This window comes from Mycolicibacterium tokaiense, from assembly GCF_010725885.1.
GTDB lineage: Bacteria > Actinomycetota > Actinomycetes > Mycobacteriales > Mycobacteriaceae > Mycobacterium > Mycobacterium tokaiense.
Map to the genome: position 1 here is coordinate 1,128,821 of NZ_AP022600.1, position 20,910 is coordinate 1,149,730.

Consider the following 20,910-nt stretch of genomic DNA (forward strand, 5'->3'; position numbering starts at 1 on the left):
TCAAGTGTCGTCCCGCAGCACGTACCCGATCCCACGCACGGTGTGGATCACCCGGGGCACGCCGTCGCGTTCGAGTTTGCGTCGCAGGTAACTGATGAAGACATCGGCGACGTTGGTGTCGACGTCGAAGTCGTAGCCCCAGACCAGCTCCAGCAGACGCTGCCGGGACAGCACCACCCCGGCGTTCTCCGCGAGGACGGCGAGCAGGTCGAACTCCCGCTTGGTCAGCTCCACCCGCTCGCCCGCCACGAAGACCAGGCGGCGGGCGGTGTCGATGGTCAGCGGCCCGACCGTCATGGCGTCCGAGCGTTCCTCCGAGGCCGCCCGGCGGCGCAGCAGCGCGTGCAGGCGCGCCACCAGCTCACCCAGATCGAACGGCTTGGTCAGGTAGTCGTCGGCGCCCGCCTCCAGCCCGGCAATCCGGTCATTGACGGTATCGCGCGCTGAGAGCACGCAGATCGGGATGTCGTTACCCAGCGCACGCAGGGCCGTCACCACGGCGACGCCATCGAGTTCGGGCATCTGCACATCCAGGACCAGCGCGTCGTGCGTCTCGTTGGACAGCAGCCGCAGCGCTTCCTTGCCGGTGGCCGCCACCCGCACGTCGAAACCCGAATGGCGCAGGCCTCGGGCTACCGAGGTGCGCACATCCGGGTCGTCGTCGACCATCAACACCATGTGGCCCGCCGTCCCCTTGGCGGGCGAGTCAGTTCCGCCAGGCACTAGAGAATGTCGACGTCGCCATCACCGTCGGTGTCCCCGCAGCGCAGCCGGATGTCCTGCAAGGGCTTGCGGATGTTGGTGAGCTCACCGGCAACCACGGGGTTGGCCGCGAAGTACTCCTCGACCTGGGGCCGGATCTCTTCGTGGGACTGGCCGTGCAGGCTGGTGAAGAAGTTGTTCACGTCCGGGTGGGTGAACAGGTAGGCAGAGGTGGCTGCCGAGACACCGGAGGCGACGCCGGACAGGTCGGCGGCGGTGCAGTTCGGCGGCGGCACCGGCTCGGCAAACGCCGAGGGGGCGACGGTGAGAAGCATCGCTCCGCTGATCGCGCCGGCTCCTACGACTCCGACAACCGCGCGACGGGCTGTGAGCAACATTGATCGGCTCCTTTGAGAGGGGTCCGTGATTCTGACCTGCAAAGCTAATCAGATTCCTGGGCCAGTTTCCTGGGTTGTGCCCACACCAGCGTGCTCGCGCCGGGATGACCCGGGACGCACCGACCTCAGCGCAGGCCGTTTCCGGTGCCTACAGGCAGTGCTGCCGCAGCCGGCGCGCCACCGATGACGGCGTTGGCCGCATCCGGCAAACCTGCAGGTAGACCGCTTTGTGCACCGCCCTGCTGGGCCGCCTGCATCAGACCGAGAACCTGTGGCAGCGAGATCGGCAGCTTGCACTTGGCGGTCAGCGACGTCAGCGGTTGCTGAATGGCCTCCAGATCCTCGGCCGCCTGCGGGTCGCGTTCGAAATACAGCTTGAGCGCGGCAATGGAGTTGGGCCCGGCGGGCTGGGCGGCCAACATGGTCAGTACCTCGTTGGTCTCGGGATGCGCCTCGAGATAGATGCCGGTGTTGGTGCCCACCGAGCCGACGGTCCGGGCGATCTGGCTGGCCGCACACGGGTTCGGGGCGGCCACCGCGCTCGGGGCGGCCAGCAGGGTGGCGGCAGCGGTGCCGGCCCCGGCCAGTACCGCGGTGATGACGGAGATCTTGACGGCCATGCGGGCACTCCTGACGCAGTCGACTTCGGTCCCTGATCCCCCGACCTGGTCTGTTGTCCCCACAGATAGTGCCATCCGCAGGAGCCGGCGTGCCAATTCAGCACACCTGATCGAGATCTCGCCGAGACTCAGCGCACAGCCTGCTGCGGTACGCTCGCACCACTCGGGGACGAACACGGGGAGATCGCCATCCAGCAGTTCATGATGCGACTGAGCAGCCTGTTACGCAGGTTCCGCTGGTTGGTCTTCGCGGCGTGGGTGCTGGCGCTGGTGCCGGCCGTCTGGCTGATTCTCACCCAGTCGAGCAACCTGACCGGCGGTGGTTTCGAAGTCGAGGGTTCGCAGTCGCTGCACGTGCAGTACGAGATCGAGGATCACTTTCCCGACGAAGGCGCCTCGCCGCTGGCGCTGGTGGCCGCTCCGCGCGCCGACGCCAGCTACCAGGACATGACCGCGGCGGTGGCCGAGCTGGAACGCATGGCGGCCGAGGTGCCCAGCGTCACCATCGTGCCCAACCCCGTCCAACCTCCGCCGCAGCCCGACCGGCCCTATGTGGTGTCGCTGAAGCTGGGCTTCGACAACAGCGGCGCGGTCGACACCGCCAAGCAGCTGCGCGAAAAGGTCGGCATCAGCGGCGAGCAACCCGGTGAGACTGCCGAGGGCAAGGTTCGGCTGTACGTGATCGGCCAAGGCGCGTTGGGCGCGGCCGCCTCCGAGTCCACCAAACACGACATCGCCGAAGCCGAGAAGTGGAACCTGCCGATCGTCCTGGCGGTGCTGCTGGCCGTGTTCGGTTCGCTGGCCGCGGCGGCCATCCCGCTGCTCATCGGCATCTGCACCGTGGTGGTGACCATGGGGCTGGTCTTCCTGCTGTCGATGTTCACCACCATGTCGGTGTTCGTGACCTCCACGGTCACGATGCTCGGCATCGCGTTGGCCATCGACTACTCCCTGTTCATCCTGATGCGGTTCCGCGAAGAACTGCGCGCGGGTCGCGACGTCCAGCAGGCCACCGACGCCGCGATGGCCACCTCGGGTCTGGCGGTGGTGCTCTCCGGTGCCACCGTCATCGCTTCGGTGACGGGGCTCTATCTGATCAACACCCCGGTGCTGAACTCGATGGCCACCGGCGCCATCCTGGCGGTCGCGGTGGCGGTGCTGACGTCGGCGACCCTCATCCCGGCGGTGCTGACCACCTTCGGCCGCGCCGCCGCCAAACGGTCCCGGGTGCTGCACTGGGGCCGGCGGGCCGAAACCACCCAGTCCCGGTTCTGGACCCGGTGGATCGGCGGGGTGATGCGCCGGCCGTGGCTCTCGGCGCTGGGCGCGACGGTGGTGTTGCTGGTGATGGCCGCGCCGGTGCTGTCGATGTCGCTGGGCAACAGCATGCTGCGCCAGTTCGACGCCACCCACGAGATCCGCGGCGGTGTGGGCGCGGCGGCCGAGGCACTGGGACCCGGTGCGCTGGGCCCGGTCCGCGTGCTGGTCACCTTCCCCGAGGGCAACGCCGGTGCGCCGCCGAACATGGCCGTCGTCGACGCCATCGGCGCGGAGATGGACCGGGCGGTCAACGTCGTGTCGGTGACCCCCGCGGTGGTCTCCGATGACGGGCGCAGCGCCCTGCTGTCCGCCGTGCTGGCCGTCGACCCCGAGGACATCGCCGCCCGCCAGACCATTGACCTCCTGCGCGACCAGTTGCCCCGCGTGCCCGGCGCCGAGGGGGTGTCCGTCGACGTCGGCGGCCCCACTGCGTTGATCAAGGACTTCGACGACCGGGTGTCGCACATGGAGCCGTGGGTGTTCGTGTTCGTCGCCCTGATCGCGTTCCTGATGTTGCTGGCCGCCATCCGCTCGGTGTTCCTGGCGCTCAAGGGCGTGGTGATGACCGTGCTGTCGGTGGCCGCGGCCTACGGCAGCCTGGTGGTGATCTTCCAGTGGGGCTGGCTGCAGGACCTGGGCTTCGAACCGCTGGGCTCCATCGACAGCACCATCCCGCCGCTGGTCCTGGCGCTGACCTTCGGGCTGTCGATGGACTACGAGATCTTCCTGCTGACGCGGGTCCGCGAGCGGTTCTTGCAATCCGGCGACACCAAGGACGCGGTGGCCTACGGGGTGTCGACCAGCGCCCGCACCATCACCAGCGCGGCTCTGATCATGATCGCGGTGTTCATCGGCTTCGCGTTCGCCGGTATGCCGCTGGTGGCCCAGCTGGGGGTGGCGTGTGCGGTGGCCATCGCGGTGGACGCCACGGTGGTCCGACTGGTGCTGGTGCCCGCCCTGATGGCGATGTTCGACCAGTGGAACTGGTGGCTGCCCAAGGGGCTGGGCCGCATCCTGCCGTCGGTGGATTTCGAGAAACCGCTGCCGAAGGTCGACCTGGGCGACCTGGTGATCATCCCCGACGACATCTCCGCACTGGTGGCGCCCAACGCCGATATGCGGATGGTGGTCAAGTCGGCCGCCAAGCTCAAGGACCTGGCTCCCGACGCCATCACCGTGGCGGACCCGCTGGCGTTCAGCGGGTGCACCGGGCTCTCCGCCCTGACCACCGCCTTCAAGGCCAAGGTGAAGGGGCTCGACGAGGCCCGCGCGGTCAGCGCCCGGCAAGCCCGCCTGGGGCTGCCGCTGCGCCGCAACCGCAGCGACCGGGCCCAGGCGTCCGAGGGCAACGGCCAGGCCACGGTGCGGGTGCACCGGCCGGTCCACCCGGTCACGATGTGGCGCGGGCGGCTGTCGGTGGCGCTCGATGCCCTCAGCGTGCAGAACGACCCCGCCGGCGACTATCACCACGCCCTGCGTCGACAGTGCCCGCTGGAGACCACGAATGTGCAGTTGCCCACCGGGGACCGGCTGCGCATCCCCACCGGCGCGGAGACCATTCGGCTCAAGGGCTACCTGATCATGTGCCGCAACCACCGTCGCGACTTCGCCGACTTCGCAGACCTGGTGGATGCCATGGAGCCGCAGACGGCGGCGGTCGCGCTGGGCACCATCGACAGGTACTACTCTGGGCAACCGACCGATCGACAGTGGGTCGCCACCCAGTTGCTCCGCAGGCTCTCCGATCCCCATCCCGATGATGCGGGCGACGACGCCGGTCCCGACGCTGAGGCAGACTGGGAGAAGGTCAGGCAGCGGTGTCTGGCAGTGGCCGTGGCGATGCTGGAGGAGGCGAGGTGACGTTGTCCGCAGATGCTCGTCGGCCGGACCTGCAGGCCGGTCCCGGCGTCCCCGCCGACCGTCCGGTCGAATTCTGGTCCACCGCCGCCATCCGGTCGGCGCTCGAAACCGGCGACATCACCGTCTGGCAGCGCATCGTGGTCGCCATCAAGCGTGATCCGTTCGGCCGCACCGCACGTCAGGTCGAGGAAGTGCTGGAGAAGTCCGAACCGCTGGGGATCTCCAAGGCACTGTCGGAGGTCCTGGTGCGCAGCCGTCAGCACCTGGAGGCCAACGAGCGCGCCGAAGCCGCCCGGCACGTCCGGCTGTTGCTCAACCGTTCCGGGCTCTCGGAACAGGAATTCGCTTCGCGGATCGGCGTTCCCGTGGCCGACCTGACGGTGTACCTCGACGGTGAGGTGTCGCCGCCGGCGTCGCTGATGATCCGGATGCGCCGATTGTCCGACCGGTTCGCCAAGATGCGCACACCCCGTCCCGGGCCCAGCTGACACTGCCATGACACTCGAGGAAATCCTGCGGCAGACCCGCACGGTGGCGGTGGTGGGCGCGTCGGCCAACCCCGCGCGCCCGAGCCACGGCGTGTACCGCTACCTCAAGACCCACACCGACTACGACGTGTACCCGGTGAACCCCACCATCAGCGACCTCGACGGCGACCCGGTGTATGCCACGCTGGCGGATCTGCCGGTGGTCCCGGACCTGGTGGACGTGTTTCGCCGCGTCGAGGAGCTGCCGGCGGTGCTCGCGGACGTACTGGCCCTGCCGTCGCTGCCGGCCACGCTGTGGTTGCAGCAGGGCCTCTTCCACGAGCAGGTTGGCCGCGACGCGCACGCCGCGGGTCTGCACGTGGTGATGGACCGTTGCCTGAAGGTGGATCACGCGCAGTGGGTCGGCCGCTGAGCGGCACCGTGTCGCGGGTGGTCACCAACCTGGGTTAACCTCAACCTACTGGTTGGTTGAGTGCTGGGAGAGCGATGACGACGACGAGCCACGACAGCTTGAGCTTTGTGGTCGAGACGGTGGGTCGACCGGACCCCGCCCGCATGCATCTGTCGGTGTATCCGGTGACCAAGACCATCAGTTCGCGCTACGCCGACCTCGACCCCAACGGGCACCTGAACAACGTCGCGCTGACGGCGATGCACGAGGACATCCGCGCCACCCTCAACTATCAGATCTTCCCCCTGGTCCACATTCCGGGCGCGGACACCGTCCGGCTTCTCATCTCGCAGAACGTGGTTCACTTCCTGGCCGAGGCGCACTGGCCGGCGACGATCGAGGCGGGGATCGGGGTGGCGCGCATCGGGCGCACCTCATTCGTGCTGTCCTCAGCACTGTTCGACGACCAACGCTGCATCAGCCTCAGCGACACGGTCGTGGTGACCGCACAGGACAGACCCGTGCCGCTGAGCGAGGCCACCCGGTCCGCCCTCGAGGCTCTGCAGCTGCGCGGCTGACGCGTCAGGTCAGGCGCCCACCGGTGCCACGTCGACCACCAGCCAACGGTCGTCGACCTTGGTGAACGCCACGCGCAGGGCCAACACGGCGCGGCTCTGCTGCTGACCCGGGACGTTCTGGGTGCCCCGCATCACCACCACCACGCTGGCGACGTCCGGGCCGATGGCCTCGACGCCGGCGGAGATGGTGCGCGCCTGCGCCGAGATGTTGCGCCGCGCAAGGTCTTCGGTGGCCTGGCCGAAATTCGCCTTGAACGCGTCGGCGGCCTCGGGTGCCATCAGCGCCGCCGCCCGGTCGATCGACGACGACGGGTCCTGCGGTGAGAACGTCGCCGTCGCCTCGGACACCGCCGTTGCCAGGCGCACCACCTCACCGGAGTCGTCGGTCAGGCCGGCGTCGGCCACGGTCCACTGCGTGTATCCCACCGCGGTGGCGGCAACCAGGGCCGTCGCGGCGAGCCCGACGATGCCGAGCCGGAGCGCCGGACCGTCGTCGTCGGTGCCCGCAGTCACCCGGTCGCGGCGCAGCAGGACGTAGTTGACCACCATCGCCTCGACGATCAGCAGGCACAGCATCGCCGCCACGGCCACCCACCACACCGGCCAGCCCAGGAACACCCCGATCAACAGGATCGCGGCGATGGTGGCCAGCGGCGCCGCCACGTCGAAAATCACTACCCGCCAGGCGTTCCTCATCGCAGGGACTCCAGCCGGGAGATCAGCAGGCGGTCATCCACGCGGGAGACATCCAGGCGCAGGTTCCACCGCACGGTCTGGGGCTCTCCCCCGGCGTTCTCACTGACCGAGGTGGCCACCACCACCACGGTGTCGGTGCGGGTCGCCATCCCCGGCGACAGCGAGGGCTGTTCGGGCGGCGGCCCGCTGCCGGGCTCAGCATCGAGATTGTTGTGCACCTCTTCGACGGCCACGGCAAAGATGTCGCCGGTGGTGCTGGAGTTCAGCGCCTGCACAACGTCGCGGTACGGCGCCACGGCGGCGTCGAAGTCAGCGTTGAGTTCGCCGACCGTGCCCTCCTGCAGGGTCTGCAGGCTGGGCTCGACATTGCCCGCGTTCATGTTGATCAAGACGCGGGTCCAGTCCGCGGCCGCCTGCATGGCTGCCGCGCGGTCGCGCAACTCCGTCTGGTCGGCGCGGTGCTGGGTCCAGATCAGCGACATCAGCACCACCGCACCGACGCACAGCAGCCCCAGCACCGCTGAACCGATGCCGTATCCGGTGATGGACCGAGCCTCGGGCTCCTCGTCGGGCATGGCGGTGAGGCTACCTGTTCACTCTCAGGCGACTGAGCCACCGCGCGGCGTCTGGAAGACTGGGGCAGTGACGGTAGAAGCTATTCGCTCAGGCATCGACCTGAGCCACGTCGACCCTTCAGCCCGGCCCCAGGACGATCTGTTCGGACACGTCAACGGCCGCTGGCTCACCGACTACGTGATCCCGGCGGACCGGGCCACCGACGGCGCGTTCCGGTCGCTGTTCGACCGCGCCGAGGAGCAGGTGCGTGACCTGATCACCGAAGCCGCCGCCTCGGGCGCGCAGCCCGGTACCGATCAGCAGCGCATCGGCGACCTCTACAACAGCTTCCTCGACGAGGAGGCAGTCGAGCGCCGCGGTGTGCAACCGCTGCTCGACGAGCTGGCCCAGATCGATGCGGCGGACAGCCCGCAGGCGCTGGCCGCAGTGCTGGGACGCTTGCAGCGCACGGGCGGAGGCGGCGGTGTCGGGCTCTACATCGACACCGACTCCAAGGACTCCACCCGTTACCTGGTGCATGTCAGCCAGTCCGGTCTCGGCCTGCCCGACGAGTCCTATTACCGCGACCCGCAGCACCAGACCATCCTGGCGGCGTATCCCGAGCACATCGCCGCGATGTTCGGGCTGGTGTACGGCGCCTCCCCGGTGGACTACGCGGCCAGTGCCGCTACCATCGTCGCGCTGGAGACCAAACTGGCTGCGGCGCACTGGGATGTGGTGAAGCGCCGCGACGCCGATCTGACCTACAACCTGCGCCGGTTCGCCGATCTGGAGACCGAGGCGCCGGGCTTCGACTGGGCCGCGTGGATCGGCGCGCTGGGCACCTCGCCTGACAACGTTGCCGAACTCGTGGTGCGCCAACCGGATTACCTGACCGCGTTCGCGTCGCTGTGGGCAGCGGAGTCGCTGGAGGACTGGAAGTTGTGGGCCCGCTGGCGGCTGATCACCTCCAGGGCCGGGTACCTGACCGATGCGCTGGTGGCCGAGAACTTCGCGTTCTACGGCCGCACCTTGAGCGGCACCGAGGCCATCCGCGACCGATGGAAGCGCGGCGTGTCCCTGGTCGAGAGTCTGCTGGGTGATGTGGTCGGAAAGCTTTATGTGGAGCGGTATTTCCCACCGGAGTCCAAGGCCCGGATGGACGTGCTGGTGGACAACCTGCGCGAGGCCTACCGGGTGAGCATCAACCAGCTGGAGTGGATGACGCCGGAAACCCGGCGCAAGGCGCTGGCCAAGCTGGACAAGTTCACCCCGAAGATCGGCTATCCGGCCACCTGGCGGGACTACTCGGGGCTGGTGATCGAGGCCGACGACCTCTACGGCAACTTCCGGCGCGGGTACGAGGTGAGCTTCGACCGTGAGCTCGCCAAGTTGGGCGGACCGGTGGACCGTGACGAGTGGTTCATGACCCCGCAGACCGTCAACGCCTACTACAACCCGGGCATGAACGAGATCGTCTTCCCCGCAGGCATTCTGCAGCCGCCGTTCTTCGACGCCGAGGCGGACGACGCCGCCAACTACGGCGGAATCGGGGCCGTGATCGGGCATGAGATCGGGCACGGCTTCGACGATCAGGGCGCCAAGTACGACGGCGACGGCAACCTGGTGGACTGGTGGACAGACGCCGACCGCACCGAATTCGGCGCACGCACCAAGGCGCTGATCGAACAGTACGAGCAGTTCTCGCCCCGCGATCTCGATGACGCCCACCACGTCAACGGCGCCTTCACCGTCGGTGAGAACATCGGCGATCTGGGCGGGCTGTCCATCGCCCTGCTGGCCTACCAGATCTCGCTGGACGGCAAGGAGGCGCCGGTGATCGACGGCCTCACCGGGGTGCAGCGGGTGTTCTTCGGCTGGGCCCAGGTATGGCGCACCAAATCCCGCGACGCCGAAGCCATTCGGCGCCTGGCCGTGGATCCGCACTCTCCGCCGGAGTTTCGGTGCAACGGCGTCATCCGCAACATGGACGCCTTCTACGAGGCGTTTGACGTGACCGCCGACGACGCACTGTTCCTGGAGCCCGAGCACCGGGTCCGCATCTGGAACTGATTTTCGCGAGCAGACGCGAACTCGGGCTCTGAGAGTTCAGATCACCTGAGTTCGCGTCTGCTCGGCAGTGTCAGAACAGCTGCCAGTCCTGGGCGCCGTCGTTCTGGTCGTAGAGACCGGTGGAGTTCTTCACCACCACCGGGTCGCCGCTGCCGAAGTTGTCGTAGAACCACTGGGCGTCTTCGGCACTGAGGTTGATGCAGCCGTGGCTGACGTTTCGGACGCCCTGGTCGGCCTCCGACCACGGTGCGCCGTGCACGAAGATGCCGCTGTTGTCGATGCGCACGGCGTCCTCGACGTCGATCTTGTAGCCCTCGGCGGCCGAGACCGGCACCCCGTAGGTCGAGGAGTCCATCACGATGTCGGCGAACTTCTCCAACACGTAGTAGGTGCCGTTTTTGGTCTCGTACCCGGACTTGCCCATCGACACCGGGAAGGTCTTCACCAACTCACCGTCGCGCATGATCTCCATCTGCTTGGTGTCGTTGTCGACGGTGGCCACCAGCGACTCCCCCACCCGGAAACTCGACTTGGTGCCGGCGGCGTCGATGTTGACGACGGTGCCCTTGGGCCAGAAATCCTGCGGGCGCCAGCGCACCTGCGAATCGCTGAGCCAGTAGAAGCGGCCTGGAACCGGCGGGTTCGACGAGATGTGGATGGCGTCCTCGGCCATCTGCCGGTTGGCGATGGGCACCGCGAAGTTGATGATGATCGGTTTGGCCACCCCGACCATGGAGCCGTTGACCGGGTTGAAGGTCGGCGGCCGGAACGGCGGTTCCCCGGTGAAGGGCAGCGGGTTCTGACCCGCTGCGGTGCCTGTGGTGACACCCGGGGCGCTGGAGGCGGCTCCCGGCATGGGTGCGGCCAGGGGGTCGGCCGCCGGCGCCGGCGCCAACAGGTTCGGCGGCGGCGGCGGGAACCCGAAGGGTGCGGGCGCGGGGGGCGGCGGTGGCGGGGGTACCGGTTCGGCGGCTGCCGGCGCCGCCGACAACACCATCGACGCGGCCACCCCGGCCGTACTCAACATGGCCACCACAGTGCGACGCATAGCCATCCCTCCGATCGCTCGAGGACCAGTTTGGCACAGTCCCGTCACCACACTCATCGCCCGCCAGTGGTCAAGTGACACAAATCCCAGCTCAGAGGGCGTGTCAGTGAACTTCCGGGCGCCGCTGCCCGGCCCTGATATGTCAGTCTGGAGTCATGCTCATTGCTTTCAGCATCAGTCCCACCGGCGGTGACGAGACCGGCGGGGTCAGCGCCGCGGTGGCCGAGGCGGTCCGCGTGGTGCGCGCGTCCGGGCTGCCCAACGAGACCAACGCGATGTTCACCAACATCGAGGGTGAGTGGGATGAGGTGATGGCCGTGGTCAAACAGGCCGTGGACGCGGTGGCCGCGGCGTCACCGCGGGTGAGCCTGGTGCTGAAAGCCGACATCCGTCCGGGGTTCACCGGACAGCTGACGGCCAAGGTGGAGCGCCTGGAGCAGCAGCTCGAAGGTTAGCTTCTGACCAGCCGGGCGATTGCCGCCGACGCCTCGGCCAGCTTCTTGTCGGCCTCGACGCCGCCCTCGGCCACCGCGTGGGACACACAGTGGCCCAGGTGCTCGTCCAGCAGCCCCAGCGCCACCGACTGCAGCGCACTGTTGACCGCGCTGATCTGGGTCAGGACGTCGATGCAGTACTTGTCCTCGTCGATCATCTTCGCGATGCCGCGGACCTGACCCTCGATGCGGCGCAGCCGCTTGGCGTAGGCGTCCTTGCTCGGCGAATAGCCGTGCGGTGCGGACTCATCCGTCATCAACTACCTCCGAGCATGGTCTTCATCTGGTCGATCTCCGCCTGCTGGCCGTCGATGATGTGCTGCGCCAACGCCTTGGCGTCGGGGTTGGTGCCGTCGGCCAACTCGGTCTTCGCCATCGCGATGGCACCCTCGTGGTGGGCGATCATCGACTGCAGCCACAGTGTGTCGAATTCGGCGCCCTGCAGCGACTCGAGCCGGGTCATGGTGGCCGCGTCCACCATCCCCTCCATGCTCGACATGTCGTGGCCCGCGTGCTGGTCGGCGCCCTGGTTCCACTGCACCAGGAAGGCGTTCATGGTGTTGATCTCGGGCTCCTGGGCCGCCTGGATCTGCTGGGCCAGGGCGGTCAGCTCCGGATTGGTGGAGCGGTCGGGCACCAGGGCGGACAGTTCGACGGCCTGCTCGTGGTGGGGCACCATCATGGAGGCGAAGGTGACGTCGGCGTCGTTGAACGCGGCGGGCTCGCCGGCGATCACCGGCTCCTGCTCGGTGGACTCGTGCGAATGATCGGTATGTCCGTCCGAGGCCTGCTCCGAGCTGGTACAGGCGGTCATGAACAGGGCGGCGGCCAGGGCAGCGGTGCCGGCGGCCAGGCGGGTGGAGGTCCGAACAGTCATGCCACCACCGTACCTGGTACCCCCGAGGGGTATCCAAAATTGCCGTGTGCGCAGCCCCGGACGGAATAATGACCGGCATGCCCTCAGAGACTCCTGACATCAAGCCCCGCAGCCGCGACGTCACCGACGGACTGGAGAAGACCGCCGCGCGCGGCATGCTGCGCGCGGTGGGGATGGGCGACGACGACTGGGCCAAGCCCCAGATCGGCGTCGGCTCCTCGTGGAACGAGATCACGCCGTGCAACATGTCGCTGCAGCGACTGGCCCAGTCGGTCAAGGGCGGGGTCCACGAGGCCGGCGGCTACCCCCTGGAGTTCGGCACCATCTCCGTCTCCGACGGCATCTCGATGGGCCACGAAGGCATGCACTTCTCCCTGGTGTCGCGTGAGGTGATCGCCGACAGCGTCGAGACCGTCATGCAGGCCGAGCGGATGGACGGGTCGGTCCTGCTGGCCGGCTGCGACAAGTCGATCCCCGGCATGCTGATGGCCGCCGCGCGGCTGGACCTGGCCAGCGTCTTCCTCTACAACGGCTCGATCATGCCCGGCGTCGCCCGGCTCACCGACGGCTCGGAGAAGGAAGTCACCATCATCGACGCCTTCGAAGCTGTCGGTGCGTGCTCCCGTGGGCTGATGTCACGCGAGGACGTCGACATCATCGAGCGCGCCATCTGCCCCGGCGAAGGTGCCTGCGGCGGCATGTACACCGCCAACACCATGGCTTCGGCGGCCGAGGCGCTGGGGATGTCGTTGCCGGGCAGCGCTTCTCCGGTGGCCGTCGACAAGCGCCGCGAGGAGTACGCGCGGCGGTCCGGCGAGGCCGTGGTCGAGATGCTGCGCCGCGGCATCACCGCCCGCGACATCCTCACCAAGGAGGCCTTCGAGAATGCGATCGCGGTGGTGATGGCCTTCGGCGGCTCCACCAACGCGGTGCTGCATCTGCTGGCCATCGCGTGGGAGGCGGGTGTGAAGCTGGAGTTGGCCGACTTCACCCGCGTCGGCCAGCGGGTGCCGCACCTGGCTGACGTCAAGCCGTTCGGCGCCTACGTGATGAAGCACGTCGACGAGATCGGCGGGGTGCCCGTGGTGATGAAGGCGCTGCTGGATGCCGGTCTGCTGCACGGTGATTGCCTGACGGTGACGGGTCAGACGATGGCCGAGAACCTGGCCCACATCGAGCCGCCGGACCCCGACGGCAAGGTGCTGCGCGCGATGAACAACCCGATCCACCCCACCGGTGGCATCACCATCCTGCACGGTTCGCTGGCCCCCGAGGGTGCGGTGGTGAAGTCCGCAGGTTTCGATTCCGACGTGTTCGAAGGCACCGCACGGGTTTTCGAGCGAGAGCGCGCCGCGCTGGACGCCCTGGAGGACGGCACCATCACCCACGGCGACGTGGTGGTCATCCGCTATGAGGGCCCCAAGGGCGGGCCGGGCATGCGCGAGATGCTGGCCATCACCGGAGCCATCAAGGGCGCCGGCCTGGGCAAGGACGTACTACTGATGACCGACGGCCGGTTTTCCGGCGGCACCACCGGCCTGTGCGTCGGGCACATCGCTCCCGAAGCCGTCGACGGTGGACCCATCGCCTTCGTCCGCGACGGTGACCGCATCCGTCTCGACGTCGCCAACGGCACCCTCGACCTGCTGGTCGACGAGGACGAATTCCAGTCACGCAAGGCAGGTTTCGAGCCGTTGCCGCCGGTGTACACCAGCGGTGTGCTGGCCAAGTACACCAAGCTGGTGGGCTCGGCGGCCGTCGGCGCGGTGTGTAGCTAGCGGCCGGATTCCAGATCGAACCCAGTCGACGATGTCCGCCGAATCGTTCGACTGAGTTCGATCCGGATTCGTCAATGAGTGGTACCCGTCGATCGCCATCGACTCGAGACGGTCAGCCTGCGCTGAAACGGTGAAACAGCTCAGGCAGGAAGCCCGCCAGGTGGTTCATTTCCTGCGCGCAGTGCACCAGGAGGTCCCGCGGGTGGGGTAACTGGCGGGCAGCAATCGGCCGGATCGCACTGTTGACCAGCCGATTGCCCTGTCGCACGCCGATGTACGGTCCGCCCATCCAGAACCTGGACCGCATCTCGGCTCCGTCGGCCGTGACGCGGACATGGTGGACGAACCAGCCGATGTCGACGGGCAGTTCGCTCGACCCGAGCCTGGCGCAGACCGCGAGGTCGTCGGAGGGCCCGAGGCCCAACACGGCGGGTTCGACGAACCGGATGGCGGCCTTGGTGTACGCCGAGCCGAGATACTCCTCGATCAGCGACGTCCGACCCAACCAGCCGGCGCCGTCGTCGTCGGCCCACCGGGCCGAGACATGAGCCCGTGGGTGCCACAGCTTGTAGCGGCGTGAGTCGCTGCCGTGCCAACCGAACCACCAGTCCCACATGGCGGGGGTGACACCGGGCAGGTCGGTACGCACAGCCACGTGGAAGCCACCGCCGCGCAGCTCACCGTAGCCGTTCTCGGTCTGGTGGTATCCCTGCTCCAGAAGCGTTGCCGCGGCATCGAACTCCAGCAGCGTCTGGTCGGCCTGCGGGCCGTGCTCGAGAGCCGTCACGACATGGCGCGGCAGTGGCGCCATCTCTGGCCGGAAGTAGCTGCCCCAGGACGTGTCGGCGTCGTTGCCGCGGTAGCCGAGGTAGGTCATGATCGGCCCATCCATGGATAGAACCGGCCGTCGGCATCGTACGTGGCACGCGCGGCGTCCAGACGCGCCATCGCGGAGTCGGTGGCGAACCTGGCTGGACGCTGCCCGAGGTTCTCGTCGGCCAGTTGGATCCCCGTGGCCAGGTGTGCCATCTGGGCCATGTGGGCCCGCGGCCAGTCTGCGTACTTCTGATCGTCGGACTCGTCCTTCCAGCCGCCGTACAGCGCCAGATAGATCTCAGCCTCCACGCTGTAGGCCATGTCCTGGCGCGCCGGGGACGGGCCCCAGTTCAGCCACAGGAAGTGCGCCGGGTGGGGCGGCATGGTGTCCAGGATGCGACGGATCCCGGGCATCAGATCCGACGCCGCCGCCGATGTCCACATGTTGTCGGCGCAGTAGCGGTGATCGTCGAGGTAGTTGCCCATGACGGCGGTGTACCAGGTGCTCAGGTCTGTTGGCGCATAGGGAATTGCCGCCAGGGCGTGATCAATGGCAGGGCAGGTACCCAAGAGCGCCAACGCCTGTTCGGCCTCGGACTCGGTGTCGGCGAACACCGGCGAAGCAAGCACGATCGCGGGACCGTCGATGCCGAGGCCCGGCACACTCTTGGTGGCGACGATCTGCAATTCCACGCGACGGTCCACGTCGGCACTGATGGCCCGCGCCCAGGTGAAGACCTCCTCGGCGCAGTCGAAGGGGTAGGCATACAAGCTCATGCCGCACACCGCCGGTTTCGGGTAGAGCCTGAGGTGGAAGCCGGTCACCACCGCGAAGAAGCCGGGGCCGGCGCCCCGCGCCGCCCAGTACAGATCCGGATGATTCTCATCGTCGATGTGGAGCTTCTCACCGTCGGCGGTGATGACGTCGAGGCCGATCACGCTCTCGCAGGCGGGTCCCAGCACCCGGCTGTTCCATCCGTACCCGCCCTGCAACAGGTAACCGCCGATGCAGACACCCTTGCAGTGCCCTGCGGGGAAGAACAGCCCCTGGGCGTCGAGTTCGGCTGCAAGGACGCTGCCACCCTTGCCGGGGCCGGCGACAGCGACCATGGCGTCCTTGTTGATGGTCGACTGATCGAACCCGTGCATGTCCAGGAGCAGCCCGCCGTCGCGCAGATGGTTGGCCGCCCAGCTGTGCCCGCCCGAGCGGATGCCGACCCGCAGGTCGTGGTCCCGCGCGTACGCCAGGGCCGCAACCACATCGTCGTCGTCCCTGGCTTCCACGATCACGTTCGGAAAACGGTTGGGCACCCGTTGGTTCCACACCGTCGCCCGCCGCACCTGCTCGTACTCCGCGTCGCCGCGAAAGAAATGCCGCCCCGCCGGCAAACCTCCCATGACTCCTCCTTGGATTCATATAACGAATCCTCGTGATTCGTTATTCGGTTCAATATAGTGACGGCATGGCCCCACCGGACGAGAATCGACCCGACGGCGTCGGCGTACTGCGCCGCGCGGCCGCCGCCCTGGATGAGATCGCCACGGCTCCCGGGCAGCTGCGACTGGTCGACCTCGAGGCCCGGCTCGGATGGCCGAAGTCGACCGTGCGGCGACTGGTGGTGGGCCTTGCCGAGATCGGTTACGCCGATGTCGATGATCAGGGCCGCTATCGCCTCGGTGACCGGTTACTGGGACTCACCCACTCTGACAGTGCACAGCTGGTGGCCACCTTCCGGTCGATTCTCGACGAGATCGCCTCGGCGACTGGCGAAACCGTCGATCTGTCCGTGCTGCGCGGAGACCAGATGTGGTTCATCGACCAGGTGGAATCCGCACACCGGTTGCGCGCGGTGTCGGCGGTCGGTGAACGATTTCCGCTTGACTGCACCGCCAACGGCAAAGCGGCCGTGGCGGCGCTCGGCGGTGCCGAAAGCGACATCGCGTTCGACCGCGACGAGCACACCGTCGGCATCTCCGCAGCCGGGATCGCGCTACGGTTGCCAGGCGGTCAGGTGGTGGCCATCTCGGTACCTGCCCCCAGCGACCGGTTCCGCGCCCGCGAGCAGGTGATCGTCGCGGCGCTGCGCGCAGCGCTGAAATCTGCCCGGTACCTCCAGGACACAGCCCAGTAATGGTCTACGACTTGGCTGTTCTGGGTGACCACGAAATTCCATCTGGGCTGGTTCCTGAACTTCGTCGCCGACGAGTGGAACGGCACCTGGGGCGACGGCGGCCGTGACTTCACCGGCGATTTCTACGTCGAGGTGGCGCGTGCCCTGGAGCGGGCCAAGTTCGACTACGTACTCATCGAGGACAAGCTCATGGTGTCCACCGCCTACGGCGACACCATGGAGTACGACCTCAAGCACGGCGTCAACCCCAAGCACGACCCGGTGCCGCTGGCGGTGCTGATCGCGGCGGGCACCAGCCGCCTCGGCGTCATCCCCACCATGTCGACCAGCTTCTACCCGCCGTTCCTGCTGGCCCGGCTGTGCAGCACGGTCGACCACATCGCGCGCGGCCGGTTCGGCTGGAACGTGGTGACCTCGGCCGAAGACCGCTCGGCGCAGAACTTCGGCATGGACAAGCTCTACGAGCACGACGAGCGCTACGCCCGTGCCGCCGAGTACATGGACCTGGTGAGCAAGCTGTGGGAGTCGTGGGAACCCGACGCCGTGGAGCGCGACTACATGACCGGCGTCTACGCCAACCACAAGAAGGTCCACACCATCGACTTCGAGGGCAAGTACTACAAGTCGCGCGGCCCGCTGAACACCGCGCCGTCACCGCAGTACCGGCCCACCATCGCCCAGGCCGGCTCGTCGCCGCCCGGACGCGCACTGGCGGCCCAGCACGCCGACACCATCGTCTCCCCCGCCGACAGCGTGGAGTCGATGAAGGCCTACCGCGACGACATGCACGCCCGGATGGAGGCCATCGGCCGCGACCCGTCGCACTGCAAGGTGCTCTACCTGGCCTCCCCCATCGTCGCCGACACCCGTGAGGAAGCCCTGGCCAAACGGGAACGCTGGCTCACCGACCCGATGTACGTGGAGTACATGCTGGCCGAGATCTCGTCGATCACCGAGATCGATTTCCGGCAGTTCGATCTGGACAAGCCGCTGCCCGAGGATCTGACCACCAACGGCGAACGCGGCACCCTGGCGGCGTTCGTGGGCAAGGACCGGACCAAGACACTGCGCCAACTGGTCACCGGCAGTGGGCTTTCCAGCCACACCCCGTTCTGCGGCACCCCGGACGAGGTCGCCGACGAGATGGGTGAGGTGATGGAGCAGGTGGGCGGTGACGGCTTCCTGCTGACCAGCCCCGTGCTGCGGCTCAACCGCCGCTACCTCACCGAGATCACCGACGGCCTGGTGCCCGCACTGCAACGCCGCGGCCTGGTGCGCTCCGAGTACACCACCACGATGTTGCGCGACCACCTCCGCGAGTTCTGATGCATTCATGCTCGTGATACGAATTCGAATTCAATTGTCCGGGAACACTTTCAGCGCCAAAACCGTGTGAGGGCCAGGGTGGGCGTGTCACGCTGAGACATGCGCACGCCCACCATGCCACACCGCCTCGCAGCGGAGTTCATCGGGACTTTCTGGTTGGTACTGGGCGGCTGCGGCAGCGCCGTATTCGCCGCGACCTTCGTCTCCGAAGACGGCACCTCTCTCGGTATCGGGTTTCTGGGGGTGGCGCTGGCTTTCGGCCTGACCGTGCTCACCGGGGTCTACGCGTTCGGCACCATCTCGGGCGGGCACTTCAACCCGGCGGTCACCCTCGGTGCGGCGCTGGCCAAGCGGGTGGAATGGAGCGCCCTGCCTGCCTACATCGCCAGCCAGCTGCTGGGAGGCCTACTGGCGGGGCTGGTCATCTTTGTGGTGGCCAAGGGCAAGGACGGCTGGACGGCCACCGGGAACATGGCCGCCAACGGCTACGGCGCACACTCTCCCGGCGGCTACACACTGGCAGCGGTACTCACCGCCGAAGTGGTTCTGACGTTCATATTCCTGCTGGTGATTCTGGGCTCCACCGACGACCGCGCCCCCAAGGGCTTCGCCGGGCTGTCGATCGGGCTCACCCTGACGCTGATCCACCTGATCTCGATCCCGATCTCGAACACCTCGGTGAATCCGGCGCGCTCCACCGCGGTGGCGTTCTTCAACGGTGACGGCGCGCCGGCACAACTGTGGGCGTTCTGGGCGGCACCGCTGGTGGGGGCGGCAATCGCGGGCGTGGCCTACCCCGTGCTGTTCGGCACTGCCGAGAAGCTGGCCGAGCGGCCGGTGCGCGACGACGCCTTGCCCGGCGGCAGTCCCGAAACCTGATGGGTCAGGTCACCAGCGCGACGGCGAAGCCGTCCCAGCCCTTGATACCGACGGTCTGGATGGCGGCGGTGTCCAGCCGCGGGTGACGTCCCATCATCTCCAGCGTGTCGCGGACCGCCCTGGCCTGCAGGTCGTCGTCGGCCGGGCTCAACACCCGGCCGTCACGAATGATGTTGTCCAGCACGATGACCGTGCCGGGACGGCCGAGTTCGACCGCGGCCTGCACGTAGGCGACGTTGTTCTCCTTGTCGGCGTCGATGAATACCAGATCGAACTCACCGGACACCGTGGGCAGGGTGTCCAGCGCCGCGCCGACGAGGATCTGTACCCGGTCGGCGACGCCGGCGCGCTCCAGGTTGCGGCGGGCGACGTCGGCGTGGCGGAGCTCGTACTCCAGCGTGGTCACCGATCCCCCTGGCCCCACCGCACGGGCCAGGCAGATGGTGCTGTAGCCGCCCAGGGTGCCGATCTCCAGAACCCTTCGCGCACCGGCGATCCGGACCAGCAGACCGAGCAGCTGGGCGCTCTGGGGGGACACTTCGATGGGCGGCAGACCCGCAGCGGCACTGTCGGCCAACGCGGCGTCCAGCACCGGATCCTCGGCCAATACGGTCCGGTTCAGCATCTCGTCGACGTCTCGGGGTGTGGGCACGTGGCTCACCGTAGCTTCACGCCGTGCTTGTCGTACAGCACCCGCAGGACGTAGCCCGCTTCGGGCCCCATCACGGTGGCGGCCAGGTCGGCCATGGTGGCGGCGAACTCCGGGCCGTGCGGCGGGTCGCACACGCAGAGATGGTGGGCGATCTCGTGCAGGACCACCAGTTCGCGCAGCGCCCACCGGGTCGCGGTGTCGGGCACCGCGATCACCCCGGCGCCGTCCCGGCTCTCGTAGTGCGCCGCCGTCGCGCCGCGCCGGGCACGGACGGTCAGCGGCGCTACCTGCACCGAGGGCAGCGCCAGTACCCGGTCGACGTAGCGCTGCACGTCCTGCACCGAGCCGAACCGCGCTTCCGGCGGCAGTGTCAGCGCGGTGCCGAAGAAGTCGGCGGTGCCGCCGCGGGCGAAGACGGTCCGGGCGAACTCCTCGGCCGCGTAGACCTTGGAGCGTTGCGAGTCGCGGCGGCTCACCGGTCCAGCGGGGTGCGGGCGCCGGGCAACTCGGGACTGTTGCCCAGCCGGGCCCGCCTGCCCGCCCGGTCACCGGCTCGTCGGGCCGCCGAGGAGTACCCGGCCGAGGCGCGGGCGGCCCGCCAGGTGCCCCGGGCCTGTGATGCGCCCCGATAGTAGTCGTGCAGTTCGATCTCCTTGTTGCGCAGGGCGAGTGCGGTTCCGGCCGAGCGCTGCTGATCCTTGATGATCTCGTCCTGCGCCTCCTGCCGGGCGTCCGCCAGGCGCTGCCCCACGCGCGCGCCGAAGGCCAGCTGGAAGTTCAGCCGTGCGGTGATGGTCGGGGTGGGGCGATGCGCACCCGAGGCGATGTAGGTGTCGGAGGCCCGCACCATCTGGACCACCAGGCTGGCGTAGAGGGCGTGGGTGGCGTCGATGTCCTCGCCGAAGCCGTAGGCGTAGACAAATGCCGAGTTCGACGCCACATCACAACGGACGTCGTTGGCGGCGGCGATCACCGCGAACAGCTGGACATAGGTGCGCAGACCCTTGGTCCCGGCCTCCCCGATGGTGATGGTGCGCTGGGTGGGCGTCTGCGCCGCTTCACGTTTGGCGCTGTGCGAGCGGGCCACCGCCAGGTCGATGGAGGTGGCGGTGGCCAGCCGTTGCGCGGCGGCCATGAAGGCCTCCGCCTCGTGTGCGTTGTCGGTGCCCTCGGCCTGGCGCAGCAGGGCCGCGATGCGGGCGAGCATCTTGTCGTCACTCATGCGGC

At 68.1% G+C, this 20,910-nt stretch carries 23 protein-coding genes; 10 read left to right on the forward strand and 13 right to left on the reverse strand.

Annotated elements, in window-relative coordinates; genetic code table 11:
* The 3 genes from G6N58_RS05375 to G6N58_RS05385 all read right to left on the reverse strand — a co-directional run bounded on the left by G6N58_RS05375 (position 1) and on the right by G6N58_RS05385 (position 1,720).
* Positions 1–678 (reverse strand): response regulator transcription factor, encoded by a 678-nt coding sequence (locus G6N58_RS05375; RefSeq protein WP_115279451.1) that lies wholly within the window; start codon positions 676–678, stop codon positions 1–3.
* A 44-nt stretch (positions 679–722) separates the two neighbouring features.
* A complete protein-coding gene (locus G6N58_RS05380; protein WP_115279450.1) occupies positions 723–1,100 on the reverse strand; it encodes a heme-binding protein in 378 nt (125 codons plus the stop codon).
* Positions 1,101–1,225: 125 nt separating this feature from the next.
* Positions 1,226–1,720 carry a hemophore gene (locus G6N58_RS05385; RefSeq protein WP_115279449.1) on the reverse strand — a complete coding sequence of 165 codons (495 nt, stop codon included), beginning with the start codon at positions 1,718–1,720 and terminating at the stop codon, positions 1,226–1,228.
* Positions 1,721–1,921: 201 nt separating this feature from the next.
* Between G6N58_RS05385 and G6N58_RS05390 the strand changes: the two genes are divergently transcribed.
* The 4 genes from G6N58_RS05390 to G6N58_RS05405 all read left to right on the forward strand — a co-directional run bounded on the left by G6N58_RS05390 (position 1,922) and on the right by G6N58_RS05405 (position 6,357).
* On the forward strand, positions 1,922–4,900 hold the full coding sequence (locus G6N58_RS05390) for an MMPL family transporter (RefSeq protein WP_115279448.1): 2,979 nt from the start codon (positions 1,922–1,924) through the stop codon (positions 4,898–4,900).
* On the forward strand, positions 4,897–5,388 hold the full coding sequence (locus tag G6N58_RS05395) for a hypothetical protein (RefSeq protein WP_068918913.1): 492 nt from the start codon (positions 4,897–4,899) through the stop codon (positions 5,386–5,388). The genes G6N58_RS05390 and G6N58_RS05395 overlap by 4 nt, the downstream gene beginning before the upstream one ends.
* Positions 5,389–5,395: 7 nt before the next feature.
* Entirely contained in the window at positions 5,396–5,800 is a 405-nt protein-coding gene (locus G6N58_RS05400; RefSeq protein ID WP_115279447.1) for a CoA-binding protein, read from the forward strand.
* 74 nt (positions 5,801–5,874) lie between these two features.
* A complete protein-coding gene (locus G6N58_RS05405; protein ID WP_115279446.1) occupies positions 5,875–6,357 on the forward strand; it encodes an acyl-CoA thioesterase in 483 nt (160 codons plus the stop codon).
* A 9-nt stretch (positions 6,358–6,366) separates the two neighbouring features.
* Here G6N58_RS05405 and G6N58_RS05410 read toward each other — a convergent pair whose 3' ends face one another.
* Together G6N58_RS05410 and G6N58_RS05415 are read right to left on the reverse strand one after the other, a co-directional pair.
* On the reverse strand, positions 6,367–7,053 hold the full coding sequence (locus G6N58_RS05410) for a hypothetical protein (RefSeq protein ID WP_115279445.1): 687 nt from the start codon (positions 7,051–7,053) through the stop codon (positions 6,367–6,369).
* On the reverse strand, positions 7,050–7,628 hold the full coding sequence (locus tag G6N58_RS05415) for a hypothetical protein (protein ID WP_115279444.1): 579 nt from the start codon (positions 7,626–7,628) through the stop codon (positions 7,050–7,052). The genes G6N58_RS05410 and G6N58_RS05415 overlap by 4 nt, the downstream gene beginning before the upstream one ends.
* Positions 7,629–7,695: 67 nt before the next feature.
* Here G6N58_RS05415 and G6N58_RS05420 point away from each other — a divergent pair, with 67 nt between their 5' ends.
* The gene (locus G6N58_RS05420) at positions 7,696–9,681 is read left to right on the forward strand and encodes a M13 family metallopeptidase (protein ID WP_232067740.1); all 1,986 of its coding nucleotides are present in this window, start codon (positions 7,696–7,698) and stop codon (positions 9,679–9,681) included.
* A gap of 70 nt (positions 9,682–9,751) precedes the next feature.
* Here G6N58_RS05420 and G6N58_RS05425 read toward each other — a convergent pair whose 3' ends face one another.
* The gene (locus G6N58_RS05425; protein ID WP_083230933.1) at positions 9,752–10,729 is read right to left on the reverse strand and encodes a L,D-transpeptidase; all 978 of its coding nucleotides are present in this window, start codon (positions 10,727–10,729) and stop codon (positions 9,752–9,754) included.
* Between the two features lie 155 nt (positions 10,730–10,884).
* Between G6N58_RS05425 and G6N58_RS05430 the strand changes: the two genes are divergently transcribed.
* Positions 10,885–11,184: a thiamine-binding protein gene (locus tag G6N58_RS05430; RefSeq protein WP_068918921.1), complete on the forward strand. Its 300-nt coding sequence runs from the start codon at positions 10,885–10,887 to the stop codon at positions 11,182–11,184.
* Here G6N58_RS05430 and ricR read toward each other — a convergent pair.
* Together ricR and G6N58_RS05440 are read right to left on the reverse strand one after the other, a co-directional pair.
* The gene (gene ricR, locus G6N58_RS05435; RefSeq protein WP_068918922.1) at positions 11,181–11,480 is read right to left on the reverse strand and encodes a copper-sensing transcriptional repressor RicR; all 300 of its coding nucleotides are present in this window, start codon (positions 11,478–11,480) and stop codon (positions 11,181–11,183) included. The two genes, G6N58_RS05430 and ricR, sit on opposite strands and share 4 nt — an antisense overlap.
* The gene (locus tag G6N58_RS05440) at positions 11,480–12,100 is read right to left on the reverse strand and encodes a DUF305 domain-containing protein (RefSeq protein WP_068918923.1); all 621 of its coding nucleotides are present in this window, start codon (positions 12,098–12,100) and stop codon (positions 11,480–11,482) included. Before G6N58_RS05440 ends, ricR begins: the two co-directional genes overlap by 1 nt.
* 77 nt (positions 12,101–12,177) lie before the next feature.
* Between G6N58_RS05440 and ilvD the strand changes: the two genes are divergently transcribed.
* Complete coding sequence (gene ilvD, locus G6N58_RS05445) at positions 12,178–13,878, forward strand: dihydroxy-acid dehydratase (RefSeq protein WP_163907928.1); 1,701 nt, start codon at positions 12,178–12,180, stop codon at positions 13,876–13,878.
* A 112-nt stretch (positions 13,879–13,990) separates the two neighbouring features.
* On the opposite strand, the gene G6N58_RS05450 is transcribed toward ilvD, so the two are convergent.
* Together G6N58_RS05450 and G6N58_RS05455 are read right to left on the reverse strand one after the other, a co-directional pair.
* Positions 13,991–14,770: a DAPG hydrolase family protein gene (locus G6N58_RS05450; RefSeq protein ID WP_232067741.1), complete on the reverse strand. Its 780-nt coding sequence runs from the start codon at positions 14,768–14,770 to the stop codon at positions 13,991–13,993.
* Positions 14,752–16,092, reverse strand: coding sequence for an FAD-binding oxidoreductase (locus G6N58_RS05455; protein ID WP_115279440.1), 1,341 nt, complete (start codon positions 16,090–16,092; stop codon positions 14,752–14,754). Before G6N58_RS05455 ends, G6N58_RS05450 begins: the two co-directional genes overlap by 19 nt.
* 65 nt (positions 16,093–16,157) lie before the next feature.
* Between G6N58_RS05455 and G6N58_RS05460 the strand changes: the two genes are divergently transcribed.
* The 3 genes from G6N58_RS05460 (at position 16,158) to aqpZ (ending at position 19,031) form a co-directional block, all read left to right on the forward strand.
* Positions 16,158–16,826 carry an IclR family transcriptional regulator gene (locus tag G6N58_RS05460; protein WP_115279439.1) on the forward strand — a complete coding sequence of 223 codons (669 nt, stop codon included), beginning with the start codon at positions 16,158–16,160 and terminating at the stop codon, positions 16,824–16,826.
* 24 nt (positions 16,827–16,850) lie between these two features.
* Positions 16,851–18,152, forward strand: coding sequence for an NtaA/DmoA family FMN-dependent monooxygenase (locus tag G6N58_RS05465; protein ID WP_068918927.1), 1,302 nt, complete (start codon positions 16,851–16,853; stop codon positions 18,150–18,152).
* Positions 18,153–18,251: 99 nt separating this feature from the next.
* Positions 18,252–19,031 carry an aquaporin Z gene (gene aqpZ / locus G6N58_RS05470; RefSeq protein WP_115279438.1) on the forward strand — a complete coding sequence of 260 codons (780 nt, stop codon included), beginning with the start codon at positions 18,252–18,254 and terminating at the stop codon, positions 19,029–19,031.
* Positions 19,032–19,035: 4 nt separating this feature from the next.
* Here the strand turns inward: aqpZ and G6N58_RS05475 are convergent, their stop codons facing one another.
* The 3 genes from G6N58_RS05475 to G6N58_RS05485 are packed head-to-tail and all read right to left on the reverse strand — an operon-like array spanning position 19,036 to position 20,905.
* A complete protein-coding gene (locus G6N58_RS05475) occupies positions 19,036–19,692 on the reverse strand; it encodes an O-methyltransferase (RefSeq protein ID WP_232067742.1) in 657 nt (218 codons plus the stop codon).
* Complete coding sequence (locus tag G6N58_RS05480; protein ID WP_115279437.1) at positions 19,689–20,159, reverse strand: TIGR04338 family metallohydrolase; 471 nt, start codon at positions 20,157–20,159, stop codon at positions 19,689–19,691. Before G6N58_RS05480 ends, G6N58_RS05475 begins: the two co-directional genes overlap by 4 nt.
* On the reverse strand, positions 20,156–20,905 hold the full coding sequence (locus G6N58_RS05485; protein WP_115279436.1) for a DUF2786 domain-containing protein: 750 nt from the start codon (positions 20,903–20,905) through the stop codon (positions 20,156–20,158). Before G6N58_RS05485 ends, G6N58_RS05480 begins: the two co-directional genes overlap by 4 nt.
* Positions 20,906–20,910: the final 5 nt, after the last annotated feature.